This window comes from Leptospira sp. B5-022, from assembly GCF_000347035.1.
Taxonomy (GTDB): domain Bacteria; phylum Spirochaetota; class Leptospiria; order Leptospirales; family Leptospiraceae; genus Leptospira_B; species Leptospira_B cinconiae.
Genome location: NZ_ANIJ01000010.1, coordinates 102,812 through 117,011, shown reverse-complemented (window position 1 = coordinate 117,011; position 14,200 = coordinate 102,812). Strand labels below are relative to the sequence as shown.

Below are 14,200 nucleotides of genomic sequence, written 5' to 3'. Positions count from 1 at the left end.
AGACCGTTAGTCGGTTTTGACAATACATCCGACTATGCGTCGGTCAAACATATTTCTAAACAAAGGCCAAAAAAATCAACAAAGGAAACAAATAAAATGAAAAATGTTTCCTGACTTTCTGGCGGAAAAACCGGCGGTCGGTCTATAGGCTTGCCGGGAATGGAGATCCAGCGGAATCTAAATTCCGCGCAGCTTCCGAATCATACATTGCCCTAACCTGGGCACGTTAGTTACTCTTGGCCGCGTCCCTCGCGAGCTCGGGTCGGGCTCTCGCCTTCGGTCAAAAAATCGTATTCACGATTTTTATGACCCCGGCTCGATCCCTCGCGGTTACTAAATTCAATATTTTCTTTTCTTTGTGTCTCTGCATGATAATATTATAATTCTTTAATTTCACACATAGACACAAAGACGCGGAGGTTTTAAGGTCGCGTACGTTTTTTGGAGTAATCGTTTTAAACTTACCATATATTCTTTTGTCAAAGCGAGTCTATCTTTTCGAGTAGGAGTTTGTATCCATTCTCTCCGACTGTTTTTGTTCCAAGGGAAAAATCCGTTTTACGGCTCAAATCAGTGAATGGTATATTATATTTCTCTAAAACGTAAGAAAGTTCTGTATGAATTGGAGATATGGAGAAGGTCGCGGAAGGTATTTTTAAGAACAGGGCCTCGAAAAGACTTTGGCCGAAATATCCTAAAAACTTTTCAGAAGATCTCAATGTTTGTAAATACTGGACTCTTGAAAGTCTTGGGAAATATTCTATCTCATTTGTTTTGGGAGGAGTTCCTCCGATCCGAATTCTTTTTTGGGAAGAATTTTGGATCAGGAATCGATCCAGATTTTCGGATTCTTCTTTTCCTAGGTTTCCTGCGTAACAAAAGATTTCGTATTCTTTAAGGGGATTTTTTTCTTCGATCGTTGCGGAGGAGATCAAGTTGGGTGGAATTAAGATTTGTTCCCAGTTAAAAATCCGATCGTTTTGGGGATGCGGAAGAAGGTCCCACAAATCGTATTTTTTCTTCTCTTCTCCGAAATGATCTAAAAGTAGAACTTTTGTTCTTTGGTAAGGGACTTGGATTTTTACATCTCTATAGTCTATTAGAAGAATATCATATTCTCCGTCTTTGGGAAATGTGGAGAGCCATTCCGGTTCCCAGCCTCTATAAGGTAAAAAAGAATACAAAAGAGAAGTCCGGGAAAAATGCCCGGACCCGAATTCTTTTGCAGGTGCAACTAATACCCCTATCTTTCCTTTGATCTTTTCGTTCGGAGAAGGTAGGTTAAATCTTACCTGGGGAACATCCAAATTTTTTCGGAAGAGAGAAGGTGATTCATTTTCCCATTCTAAAAATTCTTTTGTATTAAAATTGCATATTGATTCGAACGATCTTTGAGTAAGTAGATCGGATATCGTTTCAAAATCTTCAGGGGTGTCCACGGTCAGTCTGAAATTTGACAACCTGGAACCTTCTTCTTTTGTCAATATGCTCGGGATTGCAGTGATCTTGTATAGATTTGGATTTTCTTTTATATGAATACTTACATGTTCTTTATGTCTTTCTTCTTGTTGTGAGCCGGAAAGATTTAAAAGGGCGGAAGTTCTGAATACTTCTCCTCCTGTTCCAAGAGGAAGTCCCTGGAAATAAGCCAGATCCGAATCCGATTCGATAAACGTTTGGATAAGTAGATCCAGATGAGTCGTATCGTAAAATGGATTGTCGCCTGTTAGCCTTAGGATCGCATCCGCTTCGAATTTTGCGGAAGCAAGAATATACCTTTGTCGAACATCTTCCAATGGTCCGGAGAAGTGTAACATTCCATTCTTTACCAAAAAGCTTTCGAGTTCCGAATCTCCTTCCGGAATGAGGTAAACGATCCTTGAATTCGGTAAAATTTTTAAGACCCTAGAATGGATATGGTCCAAAATCGTTTTATCCGAACCTGGAGGGATCGGACGGATTACTTTTTTGGGGAATCTGGTGGATCCGGTCCTCGCCTGTATAAAAGCGAATAAAGACCGGACCTTCGGTTTAAGCGTTGAATGTATACCACTCATCGCAGGAAATACAAGGGGCAGGAATTGATTCGTGTTCTCCTTTTGCGGAAGAAGTGAAGAACGGATTTCCCTTCGCCCAGATTTGTTCCAGGGAATCCTTGTTTAGATTTCCGATGGAATGTTTTTTAGAACCGGGAGTTTGTTTGCAGATGGAAACGTCTCCGTCCGCATTTAAATACAGGTCTCTGGAGATATGCCAGCAGAAATCCCTGCCCAAAGGTGTCAGGTCGGAGGCTCTACGTTGAGGGAGAATGTCCGAATAAGAATTATATTTTTGTAAAATGATTTCGAAACCTTCCTTTTGAGCTTGCTCATACCAGGAATCCAATTCGGAGTCTACTTCTTGGATTTTTAGGAATTGGAGATAAATGGAGGACTTGGGTAGGACCTGAGAAACCGCGTCTAAATTTTGTAAAACCTTATCCAGGTTGTCTTTCCCATAAAGCCCTGAATATACCTTTTTATCTCTGGTGGTGAGATTTACGATCAAGTTGATCTTCTTCTTTTCTTTTTCATTTAGAGAGGAAAGTAAATTAATAAAACCGGAAAGGTCCGAATATAATGCGGACTCGATGAACAGTTCTTTTAGATTCGGAGAAGCTAAAGTTTTTTGGACCAATTCCGCAAAATTTGGATGAAGTGTAGGTTCTCCCAATCCGCCAAAACATACACTATACGGGAGTCCTAGATTTTCTGCCTGGGATAAAAGTTTATCCAAGACCTGAGGATTTAAAACTATATGATCATCTTCCGGTTTTAGATTTTGTCTAGGACAAAAATTACATTCGTACTCACAGCCTCTATACAATTCCACTTCGTAATAACTTGGGGCGGACCGGAATATTTCAGGATGGGAGATCAGGAAGGGTTGGAGTTCATCATACTTCCAGTTTTCCTTCTCCTTTAAAAGGGACGATAAGAGCCTGAAAGATCTAGGGTTATTTGCGGAGAGGTCCAATCTCCATTGTCGAAGATCGGGAGAGGTATAAAAGATCTCGGTATCGAATTGGTTGATATTTTTGGCCAAAAAGTCTTGCGTCCCGCCCGAATATTCAGCGGGAAGACTTCTTACAAATTCTCTGGAAAGGATCCTCGGCACAATGCCAGGGGGAAGATTTTCGGAATAAGAATATTGAGCTAAGTATTTTTCGTGGCGAAGGATCAATTCTTCGGTAAGAGCGGGATCCAACAAAGGCGCAAATCCGTCGAAAACAAGAAAACATGTCTCGTCCCATTCCGGGTCCCCCGTCCTGGAGGCGGGGAGCATATCGCAGATCTTAGAGAAAAATTCCGCTTCCGATCCGGATTCTATAATTATAAAATCAGAATATTCTAATTTTTTGCTGATCTTTTTTGTTTCTTCGGCTGTTCCGAATGTTCCATTGGAATAAACGGGAATACCTTTTAAAACGGAAGACAATTTTTTGAGAGTAAGTTCTAAATAGGAAAGAGAAGTCTGCGGATCTAAGTTTCCTTTTGTGGAATTAAGATCGGTCGGACGATAAAATACGACTGCTTGGGGAGGAAATTTCATATTCTGTTCGAGATCCGTTTCGCTTCGAATTTCCGAACTTAATCCAGGGTAAAGGTCTCTTGCTGGTCCGGGATCTTATTCTCTTTCTTATACGCTTCGTCAAAGATCTGTATCGGCACGGTTGATCTGGATTCTCTTACCCATTTTATAAAATTTTCGTCTTCTTTTTCGCGACTGAGAAGATTGATAATTCCCTGGCGTACGTTGTCCAAAGGAGTAGGTCTTTTGCCTTCTACCTTGACGATACAATAACGTTTTCTTTCGTCCCTGAAAACTTCAGAGATCGAACCCACCGGTATCGTGGATAATGCCACAGCAACGGAACGATTCGTTTTATATAATTCAAAGGAAGAGATCCAATCGATAAGTCCCTTTCTGGCTCTTAAAACAGCATCCGTATTTCTGGGGGAACCGGCAATCAGGCTGAAGGAAGCCGGATCGGATTGGATACTTTTTTTGATCTCACTTGCTTCTTTATGTATTCTGGATTCTTCCGCGATCGTATCATTATTGGGGGAGATTGCGATCTGTCTATACTGCACTTCGAACCCTACTTTTTCTCTGTTCTGAGCATACCATGCGCGGATATCCTTATCTGAAGGAGGATGGTTGGGGACCTTGTATTGCATGAGCTGCGTTTTTTTGATCTGATAGGGAAGTTCTGTATACCATAACTCGTAAGACATTCCGGAACTGGACTCGACTGCCTTTTCGAATTGTTTACGAGAGGTGATCCCCATATACTCCATTCTTTTTTCGATCTCACTCTCTAATCTTTTTTCGTTCACCTGAATGGATTCGTCTTCCGCAATGGAATCCACTACGGCTCTGTCTATCAGAAAGTCTATGATCCTCGAGCGGAGAGATTTTCTCATGTCCTCACTTTTGAGGTGTTTAGAGAGTTTTTGGTATTTTTCCTGAGCGTCGTCGAAATCTAATTCGCTGATGGATTGATTTCCAACGGTTGCGATAATCTTATTCAAGGATTCAGCCGGTCGGATCTCGGCAGTGAATACACTTAGAGAAAGTATACCGGAGAATAAGGCGAGCTTACGTGAAATTGAAGGGGAGGATCCCGGAAAAATTCCTAACACAGGGAAAAGGATGCTCCCGATCCTCTCTTGTTCAACCGTTTTTCGAAAGCCCGAAGGTCTCGTGGATCTTGTTTACGGCAGTTTCCGCATGAATTCTTGGAATTACGCAGGAGATTTTGATCTCTGAAGTGGAGATCATTTCAATATTGATCTCTTTTTCCGCCAAAGCTTTGAACATTTGAGCCGCCACTCCCACATGGGATTTCATTCCGATCCCAACCGCAGACACGATAGAGATCTCCTCGTTGATCTCAGGCTTTTTGGCGCCTTGGGAATTAGAGAAGGATTCCAGGATAGGAAGAGCTTGGACCAGGTCCTTTTTAGGAACCGTGAAGGAAATCGTGTTTCTTCCATTATAAGGAGAAGATTGAACGATCACATCCACGAGAATATCTTTGGAGCTTAGGTCTCCGAATAGAACTGCTGCAAGACCCGGTTTGTCCGGAACATCCGCGATCGTAATTCTGGCTTGGTCGTTCTTTGCGGTAACGCCGCTTACTTTCAATTTTTCCATAATTTTGTCCTCGTTTACAACCAAAGTCCCCGGATTATTATTAAAGCTGGAACGTACATGAATGACTACGTCATAGTTCATTCCCAATTCCACACTTCTGGAATGAAGAACTCCGGCGCCTAAACTTGCGAGTTCCAACATTTCCTCATAAGTGATCTGAGAATGTTTGCTGGCCTGGGGAACCACTCTCGGATCGGCGGTATAGACTCCGTCCACATCGGTATAAATTTCACATTCTTTTGCACCAAGTACAGCAGCTAACGCTACCGCGGAAGTATCCGAACCGCCTCTTCCCAAGGTAGTGATGTTCTCGTTCTGATCTATTCCTTGGAATCCGGCTACGATCACAACGTTTCCTTCGTTTAACGCTGCATCTATTCTGGAACGATCCACTCCTTGGATCTTTGCATTGGAGAAGTTCCCGTCTGTGATCATCTTGATCTGGGAACCCGTGAATGACTTTGCTGGAACTCCTAGATCCCAAAGAGCCATTGCAAGAAGAGCGATGGAGACCTGCTCTCCTGTGGACAATAACATGTCCATTTCTCTCTTAGGAGGATTTTTGGTGATCTTATCGGCCAGATCCACCAATTCGTCCGTCGTGTGCCCCATCGCGGAAACGACTACGACAACATGGTTGCCTTCTTCATGATAACGTTTGATTCTTCCGGCTACGTTCCGGATGCGATCGGGAGATCCAACGGATGTTCCCCCGTACTTTTGGACGATTATGTTTGCCATCGCTGCCTACCATCTTTTTGGGCTCGGGGCGGGGATCAAGATAAATCAAATCTAGACGGCTGGAAAGAATCCTTGTTTTCAAGGAAAGTCGGCCGATCTTTATGGAGAGTTCTCCCTCCTTTGGGAGAAGGGGGGCCCCATTTTTTCTCCTATCGATTGGTACCTGATCTTAGCGTATATCATTTTCGCTTTTTCGGTCGGACTTCTTCTTTCCTCTAAGGCGGGAGAAAGTCTGAGTTCCTACTTTGTCGCGGATAGAAAACTTCCTTGGTGGTGGCTCGGGACTTCCATGGTTGCGACCACATTTGCAGCGGACACTCCCTTGGTTATTACCGGAATGGTTGCTTTGGATGGGGTAGGCGGAAACTGGCTCTGGTGGAGTTGGGCGATCGGTTATCTGATCATTACCGTATTCTTTGCAGCATCTTGGAGAAAGGCAGAAGTTCTCACAGACGTTGAATTCGTAGAACTACGATACTCCGGAACAGGCGCAGCAATATTAAGAGCGGCCAAGGCATTCTTTTTAAGTATTCTTTTCAATTCCATCATACTGGGCTGGGTTTTTAAGGCAATGTCCAAGATTACCGCTCCTTTTTTGGATTGGAATGTATTGCTTGGCTCAGAAGTATTCAGTTCCATCTCCGATGTTTGGCCGGACTTTTTAATATTAGGAGATTTGAATACTACACTGACGGTTCTTATTCTTTTCTCGGTAGTAGTCTTTTATAGCAGTATGGGTGGGATCCAAGGTGTGATCCTTACGGACTTATTCCAGTTCGCTTTAGGAATAGGCGGTGCGATCGTATTTGCGATCTTCGCAGTCCAATACGTAGGCGGATTAGAAGGTCTGTACTCCAAATTAGAGACCTTATATCCTGGAAAATCGGAATCCATCATTTCTTTTTGGCCAAGGATAGGAGAAGAAGAACACGGACTACCTCTTCAGGTTTTTCTAATATTCGTAGGTGTACAATGGTGGATCCAATATCATTCGGACGGATCGGGATATTTAGCCCAAAGATTACATACTGCAAAAACTCCTAAGGATGCGGAATTAGGTTCTCTTTGGTTCAATATCGCAAACTTTATTTTACGCACCTGGCCTTGGGTACTAACAGGACTCGTATGTCTGGTCGTGTTCCCTTTACATGATGCGGATTTATTCCAACCTGCCGGTGCAGTCGTTCAATCGGATAGAGAGATCGCATATCCGGTACTGATGAAGATCGTTTTACCCGCCGGGTGTTTGGGATTGGTATTCGTAAGTTTGATGGCTGCGTTCATGTCCACTGCGGATACTCATATCAACTGGGGTGCCAGTTATCTAGTAAACGATCTTTATTTAAGATTTTTAAAACCGAATGCCAAGAATAATGAAACAGTTATCGCGGGAAGGGTAGCAGTAGTTTTGATGGCGGGGATTGCGATCTTAGTCGCAACTCAGATGAACTCAATTGCATCCGCATGGAAGTTTTTCCTTGCCATGGCTTCCGGTTTGGGACTACCTCAGATCTTAAGGTGGATCTGGTGGAGAGTGAACGCTTGGACTGAATTGTCCGGAATGGGAACAGCGCTTGTTCTTTCATTAATTTTATATAAAGTATATCCTAATGTAAACGCGGATTACCTTCTATTCTTTACCGCTTTGGGAAGCGTGATCGTTTCCATTCTTGTGACCTTTTTAACTGCTCCTGTTCCGGACCAAGTGTTGGACATATTTGTAGCCAAGTTACAACCTTTCGGTTTCTGGGGAAAATGGGGCGGGGTTTCCGTTCGTAAAAAATTCTATTATAGAATTCGGATCTGGCTATTGGCGATCTTCTCCTTATACGCTTGGCTTTTCGGGATAGGATACCTTCTGCAGCTAAAATATGCGTTAGGCGGTATCTTCCTTTTATCGGGTGTGATTTCTGGACTTATAGTTTTGAAATTATGGGAAAAGAAGGATTTGCTTCGATAAGCGGGATTAAAGAAAAGAGAAGGCGGCATCAACCGCCTTCTCCAGAGAGATCATAGTAAAAGGTTAACTAACGCGAACCAGAAATTCGTTACGTTTGCATCGTTCGGATTCACACTTTCAAAGAAACTCCTAAAAGTAGAACTTCCTAATAGATAATTATTGATGAAGGTCCCGAGTGTAATACCGGTATTTTCTATCTCCGTTCCGGTAAACTCCACAATGGAAGTACAATGACTTTCATTGATACTTCTGTAATACGGCATAAAATATTCTAGATTCGGAAATCTATCGTATTGCGCCTTCAAATTCTCGATATCCTGAGCCCAAAGAGTGGAAAGGATGTATTCCTTGTCCGCCGGATTATTCTCATCTAATCCGTAAAATCTTGCGTACGAATACATGGAATAATTGGCATCCCTTCTGAACAGAGTAATCGCCAATTTATCGTTCGGATATTTTTGGGCCAAGGCCTCGCTGATTTTTCCATAATCCGCACGAATATCTATGGAAGGAAAATCAGGTTGAGCTTTGCTGATAAAATACTCCGTATTCCAGGCGTCTTTGATCTTTTGGTGTAAAGGCCATTGATTCCCGAATCCAGGAGCTGGAAATATCGGGCCGGAATCGTTCAATAGATAACTTTTGGAAGGACTTAAAGCTTTTCTAATGAAGTGATAATTGATCAAAGAACCTGCACCCCCTGCACTACATCCGGAAACGAGCATTTCTTTCGGCTTATTAAAATTGTTTTTCAGCCAATTGATGACTAGCTCCATATTTTTGGCGCCTACGTGTCGATAGGTGATCGGAGGATTTTGTCCGGTTGGATCCGAATAAGTCGCGACCTTATTACCCGCGTACACGTCGCCCGTACAGTACGGAAGAAAGACCTTATTCCAATTGGAAGTCTTAACGTTCTGTCCTGTAGGATGGTTTCTTAATATGATCGGTGAGATTACCGCATTGGGACTTCCTCCCGGAACATTCGGATCTAATAATGCTCCAAAGTTCATGTGATTATCGGGAATACCGTTCGGATTGGCGGCTCCTCTGATACCGGTCTGTCCTGTACAACTTTCGTAATCCCAACAAGCTCCTCCGGGTTCCAAATATACCAATAATCTGCTGGAATATCCTAAGAGCCAATCCAAGATCCCATCGGCCCGATCTACGAATATTTTGTAAGGGGTTCCGTTGCTGCACACAGCGCCCGGAATATACACTACATCGTAAGAGCCATAGACCACACTCGTTAGGTCGTCCAAAATATTTTGGGCCTTTGGATCCGTGTTATCTAATCCGGCCAGATCACCCGCTTGTTTTTCGGGAGACTCTAAAAGTCCTCCTAATAAAGCCAGGTCTTGCGTATTGTTCGTATTTTGCTCAGGACTACAGTAAAACAACGTTACGGATAACGTTAGTAACAATCCTGACCACCAAATTCTCTTCACATCTTTCATTTTGATTTGCCTCCAGTTCTTAACTCCCTATTTCGCTTTTGATTGCGGAAATTCTAATATCACCTTGGCTCCTCCGAGTGTTTCGGAGTTACCTAGGCGGATACGGATCCCCATTCTATCCAATAATTTTTTAGCCAATGCTAGTCCGATCCCGCTAGAGGATTCGGATCCGGTCGGCTTCGCGGAGAGAATGGAAAATTCCCTGAACATGTTTTTTTCGTCTTCGGGTTGGAATCCCGGTCCTGAATCTTCCATTTTGATAATTAGAATTTTCTCATGTAGTTCTGAGGTAAGTTCGCTTTTGAGCGATATCTCCGAATTTTCAGGGGAGAATTTGGCGGCGTTACTTAATAAGTTGTCGAATATTCTATACAATATCTGAGGATTTGCCTGAAAGTAAAAGTTATACTCCGAGAGATTATCTTCTATCCTAATGTTCTTTGAGGAGAACAGGAAGTTTAGATTGCAAGCGACCGATTTTAATAATAGTTCCGGATTCAAATTTTGGCTTTGATTTTCGATCGTTTCCGTATCTCCGGAACTTGCGAGATATAAAACATCTTCAATGGATTCTAAAATTTTGCGGGATGTCCTATCTATATGATCCAGGATTTCCGGAGGATCCGCATAAGAAGAAGTGAGCCGAATCGAAGGAGAAATATGACTAGGTTCTCGCGTATAAAGTCCCACCAAACTTATTATCCCGGTGACGGGACTTTTGAGATCGTGAATTGCGATCCTTAGAATTTCAGATTTTTTAATGGACTCCATTACTAGTTTTCGGTTCAGATCTCGGATGGATTGTTCCTTATGAAAAGAATTCACCTTGGTAAGAAAACTGATCAGATCCAATAAAGTGGTCATGACCATGGTAAAGAAAAAATTCTGGATCAGAAAAGATGAGTTTTTTCCCAACCAGAACATTGCCGCAAAGAATACGGCGTAGTTAGTGAAATAAATAACCTTCTTCGTTTTATCAGGATAACGAAGAAGTACTGCGATCCCTAATTGGGTGAACGCGAATAAAGAAATATCCGTACCGAATTGGAATATAAGCAAGTTCATTGCCGTTCCTGAGGAAGTTAAGAACAAGGTTCCTGCAACAGCGATCCATCTTCTGTTATTTTCACTTTTTAGAACGGGGAAATTTAAAAGGACAGTGAAAAGGAAACAACCGGGAATAAAAATCGAGTTATAAATTAAGAGAGGAAAGTAACCGGAATTTTTTAGAAAGTCGGCCCAATCCAAAATGGCAAAAGGAATGTACACTACGAATAAGAACGGGAACAGATATCTAAGTATTAAATAAACTTCGAAGTAAGCGGATCGGATAAATTCCTCGTTACTTCTGACTTCTCTTAGTATCTGAAAATGTTTTTTTATGAATAGTACGAAGTTTTTAGCCCTAAACCGAATGGCTATGTAGAAATGTTTCACGGCAGACCTAAGACCTTATGATTCGAATTTTTGAATATGGATAGAAGTCGACTACCTTGAGAACGACTAACGGGGATATTATGGTTCGTATACAATAGGAGCCGGTAGGTAGTAGGGTTTTTAAATAAGATCTTTTTAACTTCTTCCAATCGGACTAGGTAACTTCGGTGAGCTCTGAAAAATCCGTGGACTTCCAAATCTTTTTGGAGTTGGTCTAAGGTCTTTCTGACTTTTTCCTCGTTTCCATCTTTGGTAAATAGTCTCGCATAATTTCTTTCCGATCTGGCGAATACAATATTCTCCGGTTCGATAAGATTGATCCCTTCTTCTTTTTTGAGAGGAATTCCTTTGAGTGAGAATACGTTCGGATGTGATGAAAGATATCTTTGGATGGAGATCCCGAATCTTTCTCTTGTGATCGGTTTTGGTAGGAAATCTAAAACGGAAAATTCGAAAGCTTTTACGGCGTTGTCTCGTTCGGAAGATACAATGATTGTTTGGAAAAAACTTCTACTTTCGATTTCCAGGAGTTTAAAACCGGTTTCTCCTTTGAGGTTTATATCCAAAAATAATAGGTCCAAAGGATTTTTTCTTATAAATTCCGCCGCAGAACCCGGATCGGAAACCGTATGGATACTTTGTATCCTTTCGTTCAAAAATTCTTTCGCTAAAATTTCCAAACAGCGAGAGGATAAAACATCATCTTCTACGATTAGGATTCGCATACGCGGGAGTTTACTCCAGGTTCTAAAATAGTCAATTTATTAGGGATAAAGAGATCACATCTCGGGACGAATGGATCGTTTTATGCAAAACGATTGTTATTAATAACGCTTGGACTTTTTGTATAAGTCCTCTGATCGATTGATATACGTTATGCGAAATATTGGCGGTCCCCTCGCTTCGCTCGGGTCGCGCTGCTACGGGTTCGCGCATTCGCGCTCATCCGGGCAAGCCCGGACTAAAGCCCTTCGCATCCCTACCGCTGGTTTCTCACGCAGAGGCGCGAAACCGCAGAGATTTGGTCCACAAAGATCGCACGGAGATCACAGAGTTGGCACACTAAAAAACAGAAACTTTATAAATATTTAATATATTTTTTTTATTCTATTCTATGCCGGTTCGGAGGGGTTGGACTCCGAGTTTTTTAGGACTTTCGGTTTGGATTTCTTAGAGGGTTGGGCAGGCCAAAAAGGATGGACAGACTGGAAAAACCGGGTTTTGTTGAAAAAGTGGGACCGGTTTTTAGCCGGCTTTCCTATTTTTGATCTTATATTTTTTTAAACGATCTATTCTTAAATGTAAGGGGAAATCCGATGTCCGGGCATAGTAAATGGGCAACGATTAAGCGTAAAAAAGACGCGATTGATTCTAAAAGAGGGGCGATTTTCACCAAGGTGGTCAAGGAGATCACTGTCGCGGCTCGTATGGGCGGAGGAGACATTAACACCAATCCAAGGCTTCGACTTGCAGTATTGAAGGCAAAGGCCAGCAACATGCCCAAGGATAATATTGACAGGGCGATCAAAAAAGGGACCGGAGAATTGGAAGGTGTTGTGTACGAAGAATGCCTTTACGAATGTTTCGGGCCTGGCGGAACTGCGATCATGGTGGAAGCGGTAACGGATAAAAAATCCAGGACCACTCCGGAGATCAAAAGTATTCTTACTAAGTTGGGCGGTTCTTTAGCAACGACAGGTAGCGTTAGTCGTCTTTTCGAAAGAAAGGGGATTATCGTAATTCCTTCCGAACAAATTTCCGAAGAGGAATTATTCGAATTAGCGGTGGGCGCAGGTGCGGAAGACGTTCAGAACGAGGGGGAAGTTTTCAGAGTAATAACTTCGCCGGAAGATTATGAAGCGGTCCAGACCGCTTTGACCGACAAAGGGATCAAGTCGGAAGAGTCGGAGATCAAATTCGTGGCTTTAGTCGGCGCGGAAGTTTCCGACAAAGAGATTGCGGAAAAAGTAATGAAACTGATCGACAATTTGGAAGGTCACGACGATGTCCAAAGTGTGAACTCCAATTTCGAACTTTCTCCGGAGTTAGAAAAAGAATTCGGCTGAGATTTTTCTCCGATTTCTTTTGCGGTTAGATTGGTGATTAGAGGATTTTGTTGGAATTCCAACAAAATTTTGTAATACGAAATTCGATTGTCGGTTTGAGGGATTTATGATAATGGGGGATTGTGCTCTCCCACGAGCCACTCCCCCCACCCGAAGCCGGGCGGGGGCGCCCCTCTTGCCCATGTAGGAGTTCCTACAAATTAGTTTAATTTTTTGACTCAGGAGTCTTTTTGGTGAAAATTTTAGGAATAGACCCTGGGTCCCATCGTCTGGGTTATTCCGTTCTTCAAAAAGATAAGTCGGTGATTCGTGTTCTCACTTACGGCACAATTGAAGTTCCGAGTGGAACAAAAAGTCCCGTCAATCTAATCGCGATTCGCAGACAATTGGATGCAATCCTGGATGAATATCATCCGGATCTGGCTTCCGTGGAAGAATTATTTTTTGCTAAGAACAGAACGACTGCCGCCAGAGTATACGAGGCGAGAGGAGTTGTTTTATTAACATTAGGAGAACATAATATTCCCTTGGTCGAGCCGACGGCTTCCCAAATCAAAAAGGGGACTACCGGTAGCGGTATAGCTGATAAAAAAGACATTAAAGCGGCTCTTAAACTTCTTTTAGGTCTGGAAAATTTGACTGGGCATGACGATTCTTGGGATGCTATTGCGTCCGCTTACGTAGGTTTTGCGATGAGCGGATCATTTAAAAAAAAATGATACATTGGAGGATAGATGGATCGGAAATTTTTACCTTTTGTGATTTTGGCTTTTTTGCCTTTGCTCGTTTTCTGCTCTAAAAAAAACCAATTAACCGCTTTCGAAGAAAACGATGTTTACGGTTATAAGGACCAGAACGGAAAAGTCCAGATCTCCCCTCAATATTCCATCGCTTACGATTTTAATGAGAATGGCATTGGTTTTTCTTTCAGCAAAGACGGATGGGTCTGTATCGATCCTCAAAACAAGGTCTTATTAAAGGTGTTCCCTTTTGATAACGGTCCGGATTATTTTTCGGAAGGTTTGGCTCGATTTGTAGAAGGTTCTAAATTCGGATTTTTCGATGCTTCCTGTAAAAAGGTGATCTCGGCGAATTACGATTTTGCATTTCCAATCCTTCACGGTTTCTCGCTTGTTTGCAACGGTTGTGGATCCGAAAGCGACGGCGAACATTCCACCATTCATGGAGGGAAATACGGCCTGATAGATAAGACGGGAAAAGTTATCGTCCCGATTGAATACGATTTTATCTCGGAAATTAACCCGGAGACTAAAACGGTAGAAGTATCTAAGGGAAATACTAAGAAACAGATCAATCTTCCCTGAGAGCGATCGGTT

General features: G+C 42.5%; 11 protein-coding genes. 4 read left to right on the top strand and 7 right to left on the bottom strand.

Annotated features, from left to right (window positions below):
- Positions 1-479 precede the first annotated feature (479 nt).
- The 4 genes from LEP1GSC192_RS03930 to LEP1GSC192_RS03915 all read right to left on the bottom strand — a co-directional run bounded on the left by LEP1GSC192_RS03930 (position 480) and on the right by LEP1GSC192_RS03915 (position 5,940).
- Positions 480-2,057, bottom strand: a complete 1,578-nt coding sequence (locus LEP1GSC192_RS03930) for a cytidylyltransferase domain-containing protein (protein WP_020768659.1) — start codon at positions 2,055-2,057, stop codon at positions 480-482.
- Positions 2,032-3,591 (bottom strand): spiro-SPASM protein, encoded by a 1,560-nt coding sequence (locus LEP1GSC192_RS03925; protein WP_020768636.1) that lies wholly within the window; start codon positions 3,589-3,591, stop codon positions 2,032-2,034. The genes LEP1GSC192_RS03930 and LEP1GSC192_RS03925 overlap by 26 nt, the downstream gene beginning before the upstream one ends.
- A gap of 38 nt (positions 3,592-3,629) precedes the next feature.
- A complete protein-coding gene (locus LEP1GSC192_RS03920) occupies positions 3,630-4,622 on the bottom strand; it encodes a putative peptidyl-prolyl cis-trans isomerase (protein WP_232420953.1) in 993 nt (330 codons plus the stop codon).
- A gap of 94 nt (positions 4,623-4,716) precedes the next feature.
- Entirely contained in the window at positions 4,717-5,940 is a 1,224-nt protein-coding gene (locus LEP1GSC192_RS03915) for an aspartate kinase (RefSeq protein ID WP_020768546.1), read from the bottom strand.
- Between the two features lie 139 nt (positions 5,941-6,079).
- On the opposite strand from LEP1GSC192_RS03915, the gene LEP1GSC192_RS03910 reads away from it, so the two are divergent.
- Entirely contained in the window at positions 6,080-7,900 is a 1,821-nt protein-coding gene (locus LEP1GSC192_RS03910) for a sodium:solute symporter family protein (protein ID WP_036088950.1), read from the top strand.
- A 50-nt stretch (positions 7,901-7,950) separates the two neighbouring features.
- On the opposite strand, the gene LEP1GSC192_RS03905 is transcribed toward LEP1GSC192_RS03910, so the two are convergent.
- The 3 genes from LEP1GSC192_RS03905 to LEP1GSC192_RS03895 are packed head-to-tail and all read right to left on the bottom strand — an operon-like array spanning position 7,951 to position 11,522.
- A complete protein-coding gene (locus LEP1GSC192_RS03905) occupies positions 7,951-9,360 on the bottom strand; it encodes a pectin acetylesterase-family hydrolase (RefSeq protein ID WP_020768620.1) in 1,410 nt (469 codons plus the stop codon).
- Positions 9,361-9,387: 27 nt separating this feature from the next.
- A complete protein-coding gene (locus LEP1GSC192_RS03900; RefSeq protein WP_020768689.1) occupies positions 9,388-10,797 on the bottom strand; it encodes a sensor histidine kinase KdpD in 1,410 nt (469 codons plus the stop codon).
- The gene (locus tag LEP1GSC192_RS03895) at positions 10,794-11,522 is read right to left on the bottom strand and encodes a LytTR family DNA-binding domain-containing protein (RefSeq protein ID WP_020768574.1); all 729 of its coding nucleotides are present in this window, start codon (positions 11,520-11,522) and stop codon (positions 10,794-10,796) included. The genes LEP1GSC192_RS03900 and LEP1GSC192_RS03895 overlap by 4 nt, the downstream gene beginning before the upstream one ends.
- A 591-nt stretch (positions 11,523-12,113) precedes the next feature.
- On the opposite strand from LEP1GSC192_RS03895, the gene LEP1GSC192_RS03890 reads away from it, so the two are divergent.
- The 3 genes from LEP1GSC192_RS03890 to LEP1GSC192_RS03880 all read left to right on the top strand — a co-directional run bounded on the left by LEP1GSC192_RS03890 (position 12,114) and on the right by LEP1GSC192_RS03880 (position 14,188).
- Positions 12,114-12,863: a YebC/PmpR family DNA-binding transcriptional regulator gene (locus LEP1GSC192_RS03890; RefSeq protein WP_020768618.1), complete on the top strand. Its 750-nt coding sequence runs from the start codon at positions 12,114-12,116 to the stop codon at positions 12,861-12,863.
- A gap of 233 nt (positions 12,864-13,096) precedes the next feature.
- The gene (locus tag LEP1GSC192_RS03885) at positions 13,097-13,582 is read left to right on the top strand and encodes a crossover junction endodeoxyribonuclease RuvC (protein ID WP_020768667.1); all 486 of its coding nucleotides are present in this window, start codon (positions 13,097-13,099) and stop codon (positions 13,580-13,582) included.
- A 15-nt stretch (positions 13,583-13,597) separates the two neighbouring features.
- A complete protein-coding gene (locus LEP1GSC192_RS03880; RefSeq protein WP_020768632.1) occupies positions 13,598-14,188 on the top strand; it encodes a WG repeat-containing protein in 591 nt (196 codons plus the stop codon).
- The last annotated feature ends 12 nt before the right edge of the window (positions 14,189-14,200 follow it).